The sequence below is a fragment of the Williamsia sp. genome (assembly GCF_016462415.1).
GTDB lineage: Bacteria > Actinomycetota > Actinomycetes > Mycobacteriales > Mycobacteriaceae > Williamsia_A.
Genome location: NZ_JAEMTF010000006.1, coordinates 10,369 through 25,916 on the forward strand (window position 1 = coordinate 10,369; position 15,548 = coordinate 25,916).

Sequence of the window (15,548 nt, forward strand, 5' to 3'; positions counted from 1 at the left end):
GCAACCCACGCCACGCTGTCAGCACACTCGATGGCGCTTTCCACACAGTCAGCACATGAAGTTCCGCCCGACATCCCTGGCGCGCTTTCCACACAGTCAGCACGTGGGGTTACGCCCGACACCCCTTGGCGAGGGTTGCGGGTCAGCGCTATGGGCGGGCCACGGTACGGAAACCTGTGTTGCCTGCCGATGATTCGATCGTGTTGTGGGAGCGCGCCGACACTCGATAGCGCGAGCAGTACGAGTCGTCGCAGAGATACGACCCGCCGCGCAGTACGCGGGAGGCTCCGCGGTCGGGACCGGCCGGATCGTGGCGCGGCGATCGGCGGTAGTACCGCGGGTCGTAGCGATCAGCACACCACTCCCACACGTTGCCGACCGTCTGCCACAGTCCGAACCCGTTGGGCGCGAACGACCGCGCCGGTGTCGTCGGGACCACCCCCACCCCGGACCCCGGCTCGGCCGGGAACGGCGCACCCCAGACGTCGGGGTCGTAGACGGCGCACCGCCGGACGCCGGGACCATCGACCAACTCGTCGCCCCATGGGAACCGCGCTGCGTGCAGACCCCCGCGCGCGGCGTACTCCCACTGCGCCTCGGTCGGCAGCGACCGCCCCGCCCAGTCGCAGTAGGCCCCCGCGTCGACGAACGAGACGTGCACCACCGGGTGGTCGGACCGGGTGTCGATGTCGGAACCGGGACCCTCCGGGTGCGCCCAGTCCGCCCCGCGCACCTCCAGCCACCAGGGCGTCGCGGGTGCCTGCCCGACCACGGTCGACTCGTCGGCGACCAGGGCACCGAACACTGCCGAGGTCCCCGCTCGTTCGGCGGACGTCCGATAGCCGGTGGCGTCGACGAACGTGGCGAAGTCCGCGGTGGTCACGGCGGTCTCGTCGATGACGTAACCACCCACGTCGATCGTGTGTAGCGGCAACTCGCCGTCGGCAGGCAGACCGTCACCGTGCGCGTCGCCCATCACGAACGTGCCCCCTGCGATCGGACACTGGTCGATCGAATGGCGAGGGCCGGCGTCCGCCGCATGGCCGGTCGGCGCGGCGACATCCTCGGGCGGGGCAGAGCCGCGACCGGGCATGCAACACGCGTCGCTCATCGCCGGGTCAGTTCCGGGTCACGGGGTAGCCGTGGACCTCGGCATCGGCCCGGTAGCGCGCCACCCATTCCGCCGAGCGACCGTCACCCTGACGTTTGAGGGGTGGAGGCGGTGCCAGATCGGGATCGAGGCCCAGCTCGGTGAGCACCGAGGCGGTCGTCGACTGCGGCGACCGCACGAGCTCGGCGAACTCGACGCGGATCGGGTCGATCGCCTCGTCGTGGAACCATCTGTCCCAGGCCTGCTGTTGCGCAGCCAGTTCCGCGGCGAGGTGGGCGATCGCACCGGCGTGATACCGCGCGGCGTCGTCCCGCTCGGCGCCGGCGGTCACCGTCGGTCCGCCGCCGGACGGATCGTCGACCCAGGTCTGGGTCTGTACCGCCCGCCACATCGACACCGCCTGCGCCGCCACGTCGTCGCGGTTGACCAGGATGTAGGTGGGTTCCACCCCGAGCACGGCCCGGACGGCGGTGCGCAGATCACCGGTCGCATCGAGTCCGCTCGCGTGATCGATCAGCAGCGGGGTCTGGTTCCACATCAGCTTTCCGCCCCACACGCCGTTGGGCGTCGTACCCGCGTCCAGGATGTCGTCACGCCACCGCTGCGCCGACCGATCGTCGCCAGGGCCCTCGACCGCGGGGTGCAGCAGCTCCGCGACACCCTCGGGGTCCGGGCCTGCGTAGTCGGCGAACCAATCCTGCGACTGGGGCGGCAGTCCGGTGTCGGGTAGGTCCTCGAAATACTCGGCCGGACGCCCGGCGACCCCGGTCGCGGCCAGCGAGGCCACCAGCAGGGTGCTCCCGCTGCGTTGGCTCGCGCACACCAGATACGCCTGGTTCACAGCGGTCATGCGCTCAATATATGGACTCCGCAGCGACGCTTTCATGTCGGCGGGCGGTACTGCGCAGCGTGGTTCGAACTCGCCGCCCTCGCGCCGGGACAGGCCCACTAGTGTTGAAAGCGACAGCCACGAGCCGCACGCGCTTCACGAAGGGTCCATCCATGACCAGCGACACCGAGCACGGCCACGACAACCACACCGCGACCGACATCACCGGCACCCACGCCTGGCAGGAGCTGTCGGCCCACCAGGGGCACGTCTACGCGATGCACCTCCGTGAGGTCTTCGCCGTCGACCCCAAGCGCGGTCGCGACCTCGTCCTCGACGTCGGTGACCTGCACATCGACTACTCCAAGCACCGCGTGCTGCGCGAGACCATCGATCTGCTGCTGTCGTTGGCCCGTGAGGTCGACCTCGAGGGCAAGCGCGACGCGATGTTCTGGGGCGAGCACATCAACACCTCCGAGGACCGCGCCGTCCTGCACACCGCGTTGCGCCTGCCCGCCGAGGCGACGCTGAAGGTGGACGGCCAGGATGTCGCCGCCGACGTGCACGGCGTGCTCGACGCCATGGGCACCTTCACCGACTCACTGCGCAGCGGTGAGTGGAAGGGGCACACCGGCAAGGCGATCCGCACGGTCGTCAACATCGGCATCGGCGGCTCCGACCTCGGCCCGGCGATGGTCTATCAGGCGCTGCGCCACTACGTCGACACCGACATCCACTGTCGCTTCGTGTCCAACGTCGACCCGGCCGACCTCGTCGCCACCCTCGCCGACCTCGACGCCGAGACCACGCTGTTCATCATCGCGTCGAAGACGTTCTCCACCCTGGAGACGCTGACCAACGCGACCGCGGCCCGCAGCTGGCTGCTCCGCGAACTCGGCGTCGACGCCACGGACTCGAACAACCCGGCGGTGGCCAAGCACTTCGTCGCCGTGAGCACGAACGCCGAGAAGGTCGCCGCGTTCGGCATCGACACCGACAACATGTTCGGCTTCTGGGACTGGGTCGGCGGACGCTACTCGGTCGACTCCGCGATCGGGCTGTCGGTGATGGCGGCGATCGGCAAGGAGGCGTTCGGCGAGTTCCTCCACGGGTTCAACGTGATGGACAAGCACTTCCGGTCGGCACCGCTGCACCAGAACGCGCCGGTCATCCTCGGGCTGATCGGGCTCTGGTACAACAACTTCTGGGGCGCTCAGTCACGTGTCGTGCTGCCCTACTCCAACGACATGGCCCGCTTCGCCGCCTACCTGCAGCAGCTCACCATGGAGTCCAACGGCAAGTCGGTGGACTCGGCCGGTCACCACGTCACCACCGACACCGGCGCCATCTACTGGGGCGAGCCGGGCACCAACGGCCAGCACGCGTTCTACCAGCTGCTGCATCAGGGCACCCGCCTCGTGCCCGCCGACTTCATCGGGTTCGGCTCACCCACCGACGACCTGCCGGTCGACGCAGACGGGTCGGGGTCGATGCACGACCTGCTGATGAGCAATTTCTTCGCCCAGACCAAGGTGTTGGCGTTCGGCAAGACCGCCGACGAGATCGCCGACGAGGGCGTCGACCCGCACGTGGTGGCGCACAAGGTGATGCCCGGCAACCGGCCGTCGACGTCGATACTGGCGCCGGAGCTGACGCCGTCGGTGCTCGGCCAGTTGATCGCGCTCTACGAGCACCAGGTGTTCGTCGAGGGCGCCATCTGGGGCATCAACTCCTTCGACCAGTGGGGCGTCGAACTGGGCAAGACCCAGGCCAAGGAACTACTCGCCGTCATCGTCGACGCGGCATCGCCCGCGCCGCAGGATGATTCGTCGACCGACGCGCTGGTCCGCTGGTACCGGGAGCAGCGCGGACGCGACGCGTAGAGCCCGACCGTGACGCCTGCCCGGTTGTCGGTGGTCGACGACATGTTCTACCGCGGCCACCACGGTCGCGGCGTCGAGGTCGTCATGCAGGGCATGTGGCGGTTCGACGACCGTCTCGAGCCCGCCGAGCTGGCCGATTTCCACGCGCTGCTGGCCGCGAGTCCCCTCACGCGTCGGGTCGTCTCCCCCCGGGTGCCGTGGGCGCGCCGGTACTTCGTCGACGGCGCGGTGGTCGCCCCACTGCGCTTCGAGCCGACCCCGATCGCCGCGGACGGGATCCTCACCTGGTCCGACGAGCACGCGCAGGCGCGCCTGGACGTCGACACCGGTCCGGCCTGGGACCTCGCGCTGACGCACGTCGACGGCGGCGGCTCGGTGGTCAGTCTGACCTGTTCGCATCTGGTGTCCGACGGGTTGGGGTTGGTGTCGGAGGCCGACTCCGCGTCCGGCGGGTCGGCGCGCCCGGAGCCGAGACGGCAGCGTCCGGTCACCACGAGACCGTCGCGCCTGACCGACGACATCGCCGACGCCGTGTGGCTGTGGGTCCACGTGATCACCGGCATCCTGCGTGCACTCCTGCGCGGGTTGATCGATCCACAGGTCCGCGCGGAGCTGTTCGGCGCGCTGCGACCAGCACCCGCGCGTCCCACCCCCTCGGCTGCGACCACGACCGGACGGCAGGCGACCGCGGTGGTCGACATCGACGCCGCGGAGTGGGATCGATACGTCGCCGACACCGGGTCGACCTCGACCGCGGTCGTCGCGGTCCTCGCCGCCGATGTCGTCGGTGAACTGCGTGGGCCGGGCCGTGTCGACACCGTCGTGCCGATGGCCGGCGGCTCCGGGCAGGCCCTGACCGTGGCCGAGGTCGCGGTCGACTCCGGTGCCGACCCGGGTACCTGCGCCGCCGACCTGCGGGCCGCCTACGCCCGCGCCGGATCGGGTCGCGGGCTCGGTCCACCCGGCGGGATGCCCGCCGAACTCCTCCAGCTGCTCGGTGACCGCCTCGCACACGCCGTCGTGCCCGATCCCGGCGGACGCGACGCGCTGGTGTCGCCGCTCGGCGACCTCGGTACCGGCTTCGACGAACTCGCCGGCCATCGCTCGCGCGGACTGGCCGTGCGCTCGGCGTATCCACGATCGGACCAGACGGGGGCGGCGCAGTCGTCGACGCTGCTCGGGGTGTGGTCGGCCCGCAACTGCGGTCGTGTCGTGCTGTCGTTGGTCGCCCGGACCGACCCCGCCGGCCGGTCCCCCGCCGACCTGGTGCGCAGCGCCCTGGCCCACCGGGGACTGACCGCAACCGTGTGGTGAGACACGCCACGAAACGCGGGCGGGAGCCCTCCCGGTGGGGTCGACATCACAGACGAAATCCGTAGGGTCGGGCAGATGACCTCGACCGCACTCGCTTTCGAATGGACCGAGACCAACCGAATGTGGCTGATAGAGAACCCGATCCGCATCGTCGCCTATGTGGTGGCAGGCCTGGTGGTCCGCTTCTTCATCCACCGGGTGATCAACCGGGCGACCCGTCGGCCGACCATTGCCGGCGCAGGCGACCCGGGGGCGTCGCCCGCGCTGATCCGTCACCTCCGCGACCGCACACCCAAGGCATTGCGTGACCCCAAGGTCATCGAGCGCCGACAGCAACGCGCCGAGACGATCGGTTCGGTGCTGAAGTCCTGTGTGTCGATCGTGCTGCTGCTGTGGGTGGTCTTGTCGATCCTCAGTGTGTTGGGCGTCAACATCGCACCGTTCATCGCGTCGGCCGGACTGGTCGGTCTCGCGATCGGTTTCGGTGCACAGAACCTGGTCAAGGACTTCGTGTCCGGGGTGTTCATGCTGCTCGAGGACCAGTACGGGGTCGGTGACGTCGTCGACCTCGGCGAGGCGTCCGGTGAGGTCGAGAGCGTGGGGCTGCGGGTCACCACGATCCGCGACGTCGACGGGACCGTCTGGTACGTCCGCAACGGCGAGATCGTCCGCGTCGGCAACATGAGCCAGGACTACGCGGTTGCACGCGTCGAGATCCCGGTCGCGCCGAACACCGACATCGACCTGGCCCAACGCGTCGCACTCACCGCGGCCCAGGATGCGGTCTCGACCGAGCCGACCTCGACCTCGGTGCTCGGCGAGCCCGAGATGCTCGGGGTACAGGAGGTGTCGGCATCGATGGTCACACTGCGGATGTTGATCAAGACCCAGCCGAATGCCCAGTGGGCGGTCGCGCGGGTGGTCCGCAAGAAGGTGCTCGAGGCGTATGACGGCAACGGGATCGTCATGCCGGCGTTGGCCGGGGCGGTCGGCGCGGGCGGACCCGGCGGGGCCGAATAGCCCGACACCGGGCGGTCACCGCTTACGCTGCTTCCATGACGATGACGGTGAGAGCAGCCACCTCCCGGACCGTGCTGGTCGCGACCGTGCTCGCGGTGACCGCACTGGCGGCTGCGTGCACATCCGGTTCCGGGTCCTCGGACCCGACAGCCCCCGCCCGCCCGAGCACATCGGTCCCGGTGTCGGCGTCGGTGGTCGCACCCACCGGACCGGCGCAGCGCACAGCGGCCGCCACGCAGCTGAAGTTCGGTGAGAGCGCCTTCCTGCCCGCGAACGCCTTCCGGCCCAACGGCCAGCTCGCGATGTTCACCGTCACCGGGATCGAACCGGGCGTCTCCGGGGAGCTACCCGAGTCGGTGACCCACGGTGGCGTGCCGTTCTACGTCCATGTCACGGTCACCCAGCTGGGGACCCGGCAGCTCGATGTCCCGTCGACGGTCGGACTGGCAGGCAGCGCGGACGGGAAGACCGCGACACTCACCGAGACACCACCCGACGGCTTCGGCAAGTGCGTCGCCGCGACCGCGCCCAAGGACCTCGGACGCGGCAACTCGTACGCGACCTGCTTCATCGCGGTCGCCGATCCGGACACCGACCTCTCCCGGGTCGTCTACTGGGCACAGACCACCACCGACCCGGAATTCGACTACAAGGCCGCCCCGGTGGTGTGGTCGGACGGTTCGCCGCCACCGGCCGCGTCGACCTCGGCGCCGGCACCCACCAGCTGACCTAGGCGTAGTGGTGTGAACGGGTACGGACGGTGTTGCCGCCCGAGCGTTTCGCCTCGTACATCGCGGCGTCGGCGAGGTCGGTGAACAGCACCGTGGACATCACCGACTGACGGCCCGGGATCCTGCCGGAGAGGTGTACGACCCCGACGCTCGCGGTGACCGGCGGATCGCTGACCGCGGCGATGGTGTGCAGCACGTGGTTGGCCAGGCGGGTCGGTTCGGTCCAGCGCAGGCTGTCGGCGACGACGAATTCGTCCCCGCCGATCCGTGCGACGACGCCACTCGCCCCGACCGCGCCGCGGAGTCGCGCCGCGATCTCCGCCAGCACGCGGTCGCCGTGGCGGTGTCCGTAGCGGTCGTTGATCTCCTTGAAGTTGTCGAGGTCGGCGACCAGCACCGCCAGGCCGTGGGCGTTCTGTCGGCCCGCGGAGGTGATCCGTTCGAGCGCCCGCTCCAGACCGCGGCGGTTGAGCACGCCGGTCAGGGTGTCGACCTCCGACGCCGCCGCGTCGGAGGCGAGCATCTCCAACACGAACTGCGTCGCGATCGGGATGGCGATGCCGACCAGGACCGCCTGGATCACCGCCACGGCGATGGTCGACACGGCGGCCTGGTCGTCGCCGAGCAACAGGCCCGCCAGGGTCCCCGCGACGACGAACGTGAACGCGATGTGGGCGGTGAGCATCCGGGCGCCGTGGAAGAAGGCGATGTACCCACCGACGAGGCCGAACAATGCGCAGCCGGAGAGTCCACCGATCAGCTCCTCCCGGGCCACGCATGCGAGCGCGATGGCGACGTCGGAACCGATGACCCACCACCGGGACCGGTCAGCCGACGGCCACGGTAGGACCAGCCACATCAACGACAGCGCAACGCCGAGCACGGAGGCCACCACCGCGGCGGCGAAGCCGAACCCCGGCCGGGTGGCGGTGTCGAGAAGGGTGACGAGAGGGACGAGCGTCACCGCGCCCGCGGAGATGGCGAGCAGGACCCGGGTCGGCTCGATCAGCTGCCGGTCGCCGAGGTAGCTTCCGAACCATTCGAACTGGTCCTGCCGGTTCCACCAGTGCGAGAGGGCCCACCCCAGCTGGGCCAGCCCCACCTCGAAACGGATCACGCCCGGCTTCGAACGGCTGATCGCGAGTCACTCCCCCTCTGTCCGGCGGGGCCCCACCCCCACAGGCTGCACGAACTACAGTGATGTGCCACAAAAATACACTGTCACCCCACTGGTCGCGCTCACAGAAGGCGACGTGCCACCGATGCGGGAAGGTGACGCAACGCCGCGTCGATTCCGATCCACGGCCACGTGGGGACCACCGCACGCGTGGGTTCCCGTTCGATCGCGGACACGAGGGCCTTCACACCCTTGGCCTGACTCGTCATCAGAGTGGTCTTCACGCCGGCGTTGATGTCGGTCTGGATGTAGCCGGGCAGGATGACGCTGACCGTGATCGGCGACGACGCCAGCTCCGCCTGCAGTCCCTCGCCGAGCGCGGACAGGCCCGCCTTGGACGCCGAGTAGGCGGCCTGGGCCCTCGGGAGGCCGCGCACGGCGCTCATCGAGCTGATCAGCACGAGATGGCCGTGTCCCTGCGCCCGGAAGATCTCCATCGCCGCCTCGATCTGGGCGAGCGCACCGATGAGGTTGGTGGTGATGGTCTCGATGTTCGCGTCGGCGCGACCGGTGCCCAGCGGGGCACCTTTGCCGAGTCCGGCGTTGACGATCACCCTGTCGAGCCCACCGAGCTCGTCGCGCAGCGCACCGAAGACGGCCGGCACCGCGGCGGTGTCGGTCACGTCGAGCGCCGCGGTCGCGACCTGTGCCGCCATCGGGGCCAGGTCCCACGCAAGGGCCTCGAGCCGGTCGACCCGGCGGGCGCACAGGGCCAGCGACCGGCCCCGGTCGGCGAAGGCGCGGGCCATTCCCTCGCCCAGTCCGGAGCTCGCACCACTGATGAGAATCTTCGATCGCGTCACGCCGGTGAATCTACCGGGATCGCCCGACGGGCCGTCATCGCGCGCTGATCGGGTTCGACCGGACGACGTCCGTCCCGGGGAGCTGCGCGACGAAGGTGCCGTCGCCCCACCGCGACGCCATGCCGGCGACGGGGAAGTCGGTGGTGACGTCCTGCGCGCCCGAGGCCAGTGCCACCGCGACCCGGGTGTGTTCGTCGGCCTTCACCGTCGACATCGGCTCGTCGGCACGGGTCCGCACCAGGTATCCGGCCGACACCAGCCGACGTATCTCGTCGAGATGCGATCCGCGTGGGTCGTTGACCATCGTGACGGCCGCATCCGGTTGCCCCACTGCGCCCCGGGTGAACACCGGCGCCGTGCGCAGCCCAGGGTGCATGCGCAGGTAGTCGGCGCGCAGTCGCGACGGGGCGCCCGGTTCGCTCGACGCGTTGTCGAAGAAGAACATGACCCGCCCGCGCGCCCGGGCCAGGGTCGGCCATCCGCCGGCCCGCGCCGATTGCTCGACCGTTCGCCCCGGCAGTCGGATCGAGTCGGGGGTGATGAGGTCCTCCGGCGCGAACGTCTCGGCGATCTCCCGATCGAGTTCGGCGAGCTGCGCGCGATCCCACGCGGGGACGTCGACCCCGCCGAGTCGCCGGGCGGTCGCGTCGGTCGACTTGAGTTCGAGCTGGATCAGTATCGGTGTGTGTCGTGGGTGCGAGTCGGAGAAGGCGCGGATCTCGCGTAGGCAGCGCCGCAGGCTGATGCAGCTGGTCCGGTAGTCGACGTCGGCACTGTGGAGCACCTTGATCCCCGGTTGCCGGTACTCGGGGTCGGCGAGCGGGCCGTGCCCGGCGAGCCTGCGTGCCAACGGGTATCGGTAGCGGCCGCCGGTCGGGTCGGGGTTGAGGTCGAGTTCCACCGCACGGACGCGCTGGTCGGTCAGTTGGTCGGTGAGACTCGCGTGCTGGTAGCGGAACCCGTCGGTGGCCGAGCCGACGAGAGATCCCGGGAGCTCGTCGGCGGCAGGCATCTGGTGGTAGCTGTTGTGCGTGCCGATGAACTGGATCTGGTTGAGCCGCAGGGCGTCGGTGACCGGCGGGAGGTCACGCGCGGCGGCCGGGCCGGTGGTCGCGGCCAGACCGCTGCCGAGCAGGGCGGAGACCAGGAGCAGGACGGCACGACGTCTGATGGCAGGCACCCGTCCATCTCGACTCCCGAACATGAGGGAACGGGATCGTCGGAGCGGCGGCCGCCTGACAAGTTAGTGACCTTTGCAAACCTTGTTGGCCGGTCCGTGGCCCGCGAGTCGGCGGGTGTTCACTTGAGCAGCTTCGACATCCGACGGTCGGCGAGGATCTTGCCCCCGGTCTGGCACGTCGGGCAGTACTGGAACGACCGGTCGGTGAACGACACCTCTCGGACGGTGTCCCCGCACACCGGACACGGCATACCGGTGCGCGCGTGGACTCGCAGCCCCGATCGCTTCTCGCCCTTCATCGTTGCCACCTCCTGACCCTCGAGGCGCACGGTGGCATCGGTGAGGACACCGTGCATCGACACGAACAGCAGATCCACCTGCTCGTCGGAGAGCGCCTTGGCCGAGGCGAACGGCGACAGTCTGGCGGTGTGCAGGATCTCGTCGCTGTAGGCGTTGCCGATCCCGCTGATCGTCCGCTGATCGGTGAGCACGGTCTTGATGCGGGCCGAGGTCCCCTTCAGCACCTCCGCGAACTCGTCGCGCGTCAACGCCAACACGTCGGGGCCCAGAGTCGCGATGCGTTCGACCTCCATCGTGTCCCGCACGATCCAGACGGCCAGCCGTTTCTGGGTGCCCGCCTCGGTGACGTCGAACCCCTCGCCGGGCAGACCACAGTGCACCCGCAGCGCGATCGGCCCCTTTCCACCGGGCCGCGGCGGTGTCGGCGACAGGTTCGACGACCATCGCAACCACCCCGCACGCGAGAGGTGGATGACCAGGTGGATCACATCGACCGTGCCGTCGACGGGCGGTCCGTCGGCGGGATCGGTACTGATCACGAGATATTTGCCGATGCGGGTGACCCCGACGACAACGCGTCCGGCCAACGCGGAGTACGGCGGATCGGCAGTTTTGAGAACCGCCAGCGACGCGATGTCCACGCGACGGATCGGCAACCCCGCCGCACGTCCGTCGACGAAGTCGGCAATGGCCTGTACCTCGGGCAACTCCGGCATGCCATCCAGTTTCCCTCACACGTCAACCGTTGCGCCCGAGTTGACCGGTGGAGCGTGAGGACGGTCAGTACACGACGTTGCGGTAATGCATGACCATGACGTCGTCGAGGGTCGGCCAGAGGTCCTCGACATCGAAATCGTGGTGGTAGATCAGCACGATCTCGCCGACGCGAAACCGTGGCGAGACGCAGTAGTAGGCCTGCGCCTCATCGAACGAGAGCAGGTAGACCTCGTCCTCACGGACCGGTTCGCCGTCGTACTCACCGACGATCGCCTCCTCCGGCTCCACCCCGAGGTCCGCGAGTTCGAGGCGCTCATACCGGGAGATCTGGTCGGCTGGTGTGCGGATTCCGTAGACGCCGGGCCACGTCAGTCCGAAGCCCGGATGTGTGTCGCGTTGGAACGCCTGCAACTCCTGCGGCAGGACGTCCCAGATCGGCGAGGCCTCACCGAAGTCGCGCGGATCGGTACCCAGCCAGGGCGCGTAGGCGTCACCGTCGGTCGTGACGTAGATCAGCACCGACCGGCCGGCGATGACCGCGGGCACGACGTCGACGAGCTGCTCGCGCATCAGGGCAGCGAACCGTGGGAGCAGACCGAGGAACGCACCGTCCCACCGGGACATGGCCACGCGTGCACGTTCGGAGGCCGATTCCGCAGCCGCGATCGTCCGCCAGACCTCGGGCAACGTGGACGCCGTCGCCGAATCGACGTCGATCCACTCGACGTCGCCGCCGGCGATCAACGCGGCGACCGCGGTCCGATCGAAACCCACCTCGGTCACTGCGCCGCGATCAGGGTCGCGATGAGCTCGAGCAGCGTTGCGCGGGTGGTCCGTTGCAGCTCGTCCTGCTCCTCGACCCACTTCGGATCGGCGTTCTTGATCCGGCCCGCATAGCCGGAATTCTTCGCCGTGTTCGCCCGTCGCGACATCCACTGGAAGTTCAACGGGGCGTGTGCGACCAGCCACTGGTTCTCCGGCGTGAGTCGAGAGAATCCGGGCAGCTGGACCAGTTCGGCCAGCGGCACGATGTGGTCGGCCGCGACATCGGGCAGACCGTTCACCTCTCTGATCGTCTGGCCCCCGAACGCGGGGTCGGGGTCGCCGACACTCGGCTTCGGTTCGCCCTGGAAGGTGGGATCGCCGAGGTCGCCGGGGTTCTCGTCGCGCAGGATGTCGTAGACGCCGCGGATCGGCGAGTCCTTCGGAACGGTCATCCGCCGTGGGGCGGCCGGTGGACTCGGGGGCACCCACGTGCTCGAGACCGTGGGCAACGCTGCGATTCTGGCGATCTGGGCCTGGGCACCCTTCGACCCGGTGTCGGGGGTGTAGGTGGACTTACCTGCGTCGAGGAGTCTGCGCACCGTCTCGTCGCACTGCCGTAGGGCCTCCCGATCCCGTGCGAGGTCGGCGTTGATCTCGGCGGCCTCGGCGTCGTACGCGTTCGATGCCGCCTGCTGTGCCGGGATCTCGAAGAGATGCGGACGGGCGTTGTGTGCGTCCCGACGAGCCGCATCGGCGTCGGCTTGTGCGATCGGCACGCGGCAGATGTCGGCAGCCGGGTCCGGCGCCGCGAATGCGCTCTGCGCAGGCACGCCCAGGAGAAACACGATCACGGTCGCGACGGCGAGGACGACCCGCGCGGTCATCGTCATGCGGGATCGGCTCGACACTCAGACCTCCGGAGACGGCCGACAGGACACTGACCTGCGCTGCGAACAAGCAATTGGACGCCGGTACAGTACCATTCCGTCGTCGGTGCGAGCAGGTCGCGTCGAGCGGGCGGAAAGGTCAGGCACCTCCGATGAACCAGCCGTACCCGCCTCAGCCCCCGTACGGCCCACCACCGTTCGGGCCACCCCAACACTTCGGGCCACCGCAGCAGTTCGGCCCACCGCAGCAGTTCGGGCCGCCGCAGCAGTTCGGGCCGCCGCACGGATATCAGCAACCACCGTTCCCGTACCACGGGCCGGCGGGTCCGCCACCTGCCCCACGCCGCCGACGCGGACTCATCGCCGCGATCGTGGTGGTTGCGCTCGCAGTGGTCGCCGGCATCGCCACCGGGGTCACCCTGCTGGTCATGTCCACATCAAAGCCCTCCGACTCGGACCAGATCGCGACGGTGACCAAGGATTTTCTCCGGTTCGACGACACCAATCAGACACAGAAGGCCGCCGACTGTCTGTGCGCCGCTCAGGCGGAGCTCTACCTCGAGACAGCCGCGAATCAACAGATCGCACCGATGAACGACACCCTCGAGGGACCCGATGTGACCGACGGACTGACGGTCAGTTCGGTCACGGTGCGCGGTGACACCGCGTCGGCCGAGATGTCCACGGGCGGCGGCACGCCCACGACCCTGTACTTCACCCGGACGGGCGGCGCGTGGAAGATCTGCGACGACGCCCAGGATGAGTTCACCGCGGCGGCCGGCGGATAACGGGTACTCACACCCGCCGGGTCGGCAGGCGTGCGATCCACCCCCTCGGCTGTCGCGGTAGGGTCCGGCCATGGCTCCGACGCTGCACGACGCGTCCTCCGGCGCCCTCACCGATGCCGAACTCGCCGCGCGGATCGCCGAGGGTGCCGGCCGGATCCTCGTGGCGGCGCGACACGAAGTCCTGCTCCGCGGCCGCCTTCTCGGAGATGTCGGCGACGCCATCGCCCAGGCCTGGATCGCGTCGGTGTTGGGGACGCACCGACCCGCCGACGCGGTGCTCTCGGAGGAGGCCCCCGACTCCCGCGACCGGCTGCGGTCGTCCCGGGTCTGGATCATCGACCCGCTCGACGGGACCCGCGAATACGCCGCGGGCCGTGACGACTGGGCGGTGCACGTGGCCCTGACGATCGACGGCGAGCCCGCCGACTGCGCGGTGTCGTTGCCCGCGACCGGCGAGGTGTTCCGCACCGACACCGTCATCGCGCCGGCCACACCATCGGGACGGTTGGTGACGTCGCGGTACGGCGGCTCGTACGAGGCGGCGCTGGTGGCCAATCGCCTCTCGCTCAGCGCCTATTCGGTCGGCTCGGCCGGAGCGAAGGCGATGGCGGTGGTCCGCGGCGACGCCGACGTCTATGTGCACGCGACCGGGCAGTACGAATGGGACAACTGCGCACCGGTCGGTGTCGCACTCGCCGCAGGTCTGCACTGCAGCCGCATCGACGGTTCCCCGCTGGTCTACAACCAGCGCAGCTCGTACATGTCCGACTTCCTGATCTGCCGCCCCGAACTCGCCGCCGACATCATCGAGATGCTCGCCGTCGTGTTCTGAGGCCGGCCGACCTCAGCCGGCCAGGCGACGGTCGCCGTTGGCCTCGATGTTCGCGCGCACGTCGTCCATGACGCTTTCGAGGGTGGTCCGCGTCTGCAACAGATCGTCGATCTGCTGCGACAGACGCCGGTGTGCGTCGGACAGTCGATCCATGGTCGTGGGCGTGGTGACACCGGTGTGCACGCACGGCAACATCTCCTCGATGTCGCGTGTCGGGACACCGGCGTCGAGCAGGCAGCGGATCGTCTCCACCCGCTGCTGGGCGAGGGTGTCGAACTCGCGATGACCACCACCGGTACGGCGGGAGGTGATCAATCCCCGCTCCTCGTAGTACCGCAGCGACCGCACCGACGATCCGGTGCGCGTGGACAATTCGCCGATCCGCATTCCGACTCCCTGTTGCGTAGATCACAGTGCAAGGACTTGAACCTCACATCGGTGTCAGATTCTACGCTCGTGACATGAACCTCGAGAACTCGTCAATCCTGATCACCGGAGCCAACCGCGGAATCGGCGCGGCACTCGTCCACGCATCGATCAACGCCGGAGCCCGGCGGGTCTACGCCACCTCCCGATCCGGCCGCCCACCGGTGGACGACGACCGCGTCGTGGGCCTGGCCCTCGACGTCACCGACCCCGCATCGGTCGCCGCAGCGGCCGAGAAGGCAACCGACGTCTCCGTGCTCGTGAACAACGCGGGTGTCGCCGCGCGGCAGCAGTTGGTGACCGGCGACCTCGATCAGATGCGGCTGGAGATGGAGACCAACTTCTGGGGCCCGCTGCTCGTCACCCGCGCGTTCACCCCGGCGCTCGCGCGTGCCGGCGGCGGCGCCGTGGTCACCGTCGCCTCCGTGCTGGCCATGACCGCATTCGAGGGGGCCGGCTCGTACGCGGCGTCGAAGGCCGCCGCATGGTCGGCCAACGACGGGATCCGCCTGGAGCTCGCCGGACAGGGCACCCAGGTGGTCACCGCGTTCCTCGCCTCCACCGACACCGACATGATGTCCGGTTGGGATGTGTTCAAGAACGATCCCGCCGATGTGGCCGCGGCGATCCTCACCGCCGTGCGGGAGGGCGCCGACGAGGTGTTCGTCGACGACGACTCACGATCGGCGAAAGAGGCACTGGCGTCCTCGGTCGCGGTCCGCTACCCCGATCTGGCGGCCGCACGAACTCGATGACGCCTGGTCCCGGCGCGGCACGGGGTGCGA

16 protein-coding genes are annotated in these 15,548 nt (G+C 69.4%); 7 read left to right on the forward strand and 9 right to left on the reverse strand.

Translation table 11 applies throughout. From position 1 onward, the window contains the following. Window positions 1–148 precede the first annotated feature (148 nt). On the reverse strand, window positions 149–1,012 hold the full coding sequence (locus JHC79_RS02450) for a formylglycine-generating enzyme family protein (protein WP_296388352.1): 864 nt from the start codon (window positions 1,010–1,012) through the stop codon (window positions 149–151). Window positions 1,013–1,118: 106 nt separating this feature from the next. Continuing rightward, window positions 1,119–1,961 (reverse strand): Stf0 family sulfotransferase, encoded by an 843-nt coding sequence (locus tag JHC79_RS02455; RefSeq protein WP_296388279.1) that lies wholly within the window; start codon window positions 1,959–1,961, stop codon window positions 1,119–1,121. Between the two features lie 152 nt (window positions 1,962–2,113). On the opposite strand from JHC79_RS02455, the gene pgi reads away from it, so the two are divergent. From pgi to JHC79_RS02475, 4 genes are all read left to right on the forward strand, one after another. After that, window positions 2,114–3,823: a glucose-6-phosphate isomerase gene (pgi, locus tag JHC79_RS02460; RefSeq protein ID WP_296388280.1), complete on the forward strand. Its 1,710-nt coding sequence runs from the start codon at window positions 2,114–2,116 to the stop codon at window positions 3,821–3,823. 9 nt (window positions 3,824–3,832) lie between these two features. Beyond that, window positions 3,833–5,137: a hypothetical protein gene (locus tag JHC79_RS02465; protein ID WP_296388281.1), complete on the forward strand. Its 1,305-nt coding sequence runs from the start codon at window positions 3,833–3,835 to the stop codon at window positions 5,135–5,137. A gap of 75 nt (window positions 5,138–5,212) precedes the next feature. Beyond that, window positions 5,213–6,157, forward strand: a complete 945-nt coding sequence (locus JHC79_RS02470) for a mechanosensitive ion channel family protein (protein ID WP_296388282.1) — start codon at window positions 5,213–5,215, stop codon at window positions 6,155–6,157. 35 nt (window positions 6,158–6,192) lie between these two features. Further along, window positions 6,193–6,885: a hypothetical protein gene (locus JHC79_RS02475; RefSeq protein WP_296388283.1), complete on the forward strand. Its 693-nt coding sequence runs from the start codon at window positions 6,193–6,195 to the stop codon at window positions 6,883–6,885. Window position 6,886: 1 nt separating this feature from the next. On the opposite strand, the gene JHC79_RS02480 is transcribed toward JHC79_RS02475, so the two are convergent. The 6 genes from JHC79_RS02480 to JHC79_RS02505 all read right to left on the reverse strand — a co-directional run bounded on the left by JHC79_RS02480 (window position 6,887) and on the right by JHC79_RS02505 (window position 12,720). Beyond that, window positions 6,887–8,005: a GGDEF domain-containing protein gene (locus tag JHC79_RS02480; RefSeq protein ID WP_296388284.1), complete on the reverse strand. Its 1,119-nt coding sequence runs from the start codon at window positions 8,003–8,005 to the stop codon at window positions 6,887–6,889. Window positions 8,006–8,127: 122 nt separating this feature from the next. After that, window positions 8,128–8,868, reverse strand: a complete 741-nt coding sequence (locus JHC79_RS02485; RefSeq protein WP_296388285.1) for an SDR family oxidoreductase — start codon at window positions 8,866–8,868, stop codon at window positions 8,128–8,130. 34 nt (window positions 8,869–8,902) lie between these two features. After that, window positions 8,903–10,048: a Ca2+-dependent phosphoinositide-specific phospholipase C gene (locus JHC79_RS02490; protein WP_296388286.1), complete on the reverse strand. Its 1,146-nt coding sequence runs from the start codon at window positions 10,046–10,048 to the stop codon at window positions 8,903–8,905. Window positions 10,049–10,167: 119 nt separating this feature from the next. Beyond that, window positions 10,168–11,064 carry a DNA-formamidopyrimidine glycosylase family protein gene (locus JHC79_RS02495; protein ID WP_296388287.1) on the reverse strand — a complete coding sequence of 299 codons (897 nt, stop codon included), beginning with the start codon at window positions 11,062–11,064 and terminating at the stop codon, window positions 10,168–10,170. A gap of 64 nt (window positions 11,065–11,128) precedes the next feature. After that, on the reverse strand, window positions 11,129–11,848 hold the full coding sequence (locus JHC79_RS02500) for a hypothetical protein (RefSeq protein ID WP_296388288.1): 720 nt from the start codon (window positions 11,846–11,848) through the stop codon (window positions 11,129–11,131). Next, window positions 11,845–12,720 carry a hypothetical protein gene (locus JHC79_RS02505; protein ID WP_296388289.1) on the reverse strand — a complete coding sequence of 292 codons (876 nt, stop codon included), beginning with the start codon at window positions 12,718–12,720 and terminating at the stop codon, window positions 11,845–11,847. Before JHC79_RS02505 ends, JHC79_RS02500 begins: the two co-directional genes overlap by 4 nt. Before the next feature lie 149 nt (window positions 12,721–12,869). On the opposite strand from JHC79_RS02505, the gene JHC79_RS02510 reads away from it, so the two are divergent. Beyond that, window positions 12,870–13,505, forward strand: coding sequence for a hypothetical protein (locus JHC79_RS02510; protein WP_296388290.1), 636 nt, complete (start codon window positions 12,870–12,872; stop codon window positions 13,503–13,505). Between the two features lie 70 nt (window positions 13,506–13,575). Next, the gene (locus JHC79_RS02515; protein WP_296388291.1) at window positions 13,576–14,337 is read left to right on the forward strand and encodes a 3'(2'),5'-bisphosphate nucleotidase CysQ; all 762 of its coding nucleotides are present in this window, start codon (window positions 13,576–13,578) and stop codon (window positions 14,335–14,337) included. Window positions 14,338–14,349: 12 nt separating this feature from the next. Here JHC79_RS02515 and JHC79_RS02520 read toward each other — a convergent pair whose 3' ends face one another. Further along, complete coding sequence (locus JHC79_RS02520) at window positions 14,350–14,724, reverse strand: MerR family transcriptional regulator (RefSeq protein WP_296388292.1); 375 nt, start codon at window positions 14,722–14,724, stop codon at window positions 14,350–14,352. A gap of 74 nt (window positions 14,725–14,798) precedes the next feature. Here JHC79_RS02520 and JHC79_RS02525 point away from each other — a divergent pair, with 74 nt between their 5' ends. Beyond that, window positions 14,799–15,518, forward strand: coding sequence for an SDR family oxidoreductase (locus JHC79_RS02525; RefSeq protein WP_296388293.1), 720 nt, complete (start codon window positions 14,799–14,801; stop codon window positions 15,516–15,518). Window positions 15,519–15,548 lie beyond the last annotated feature (30 nt).

Bases quoted from the DNA above. Each gene is read 5' to 3' on its own strand.
- JHC79_RS02455 (WP_296388279.1), bottom strand. From the start codon at position 1,961: ATGACCGCTGTGAACCAGGCGTATCTGGTGTGCGCGAGCCAACGCAGC.
- pgi (WP_296388280.1), top strand. From the start codon at position 2,114: ATGACCAGCGACACCGAGCACGGCCACGACAACCACACCGCGACCGAC.
- JHC79_RS02470 (WP_296388282.1), top strand. From the start codon at position 5,213: ATGACCTCGACCGCACTCGCTTTCGAATGGACCGAGACCAACCGAATG.
- JHC79_RS02475 (WP_296388283.1), top strand. From the start codon at position 6,193: ATGACGATGACGGTGAGAGCAGCCACCTCCCGGACCGTGCTGGTCGCG.
- JHC79_RS02495 (WP_296388287.1), bottom strand. From the start codon at position 11,064: ATGCCGGAGTTGCCCGAGGTACAGGCCATTGCCGACTTCGTCGACGGA.
- JHC79_RS02505 (WP_296388289.1), bottom strand. From the start codon at position 12,720: ATGACGATGACCGCGCGGGTCGTCCTCGCCGTCGCGACCGTGATCGTG.
- JHC79_RS02510 (WP_296388290.1), top strand. From the start codon at position 12,870: ATGAACCAGCCGTACCCGCCTCAGCCCCCGTACGGCCCACCACCGTTC.
- JHC79_RS02515 (WP_296388291.1), top strand. From the start codon at position 13,576: ATGGCTCCGACGCTGCACGACGCGTCCTCCGGCGCCCTCACCGATGCC.
- JHC79_RS02520 (WP_296388292.1), bottom strand. From the start codon at position 14,724: ATGCGGATCGGCGAATTGTCCACGCGCACCGGATCGTCGGTGCGGTCG.
- JHC79_RS02525 (WP_296388293.1), top strand. From the start codon at position 14,799: ATGAACCTCGAGAACTCGTCAATCCTGATCACCGGAGCCAACCGCGGA.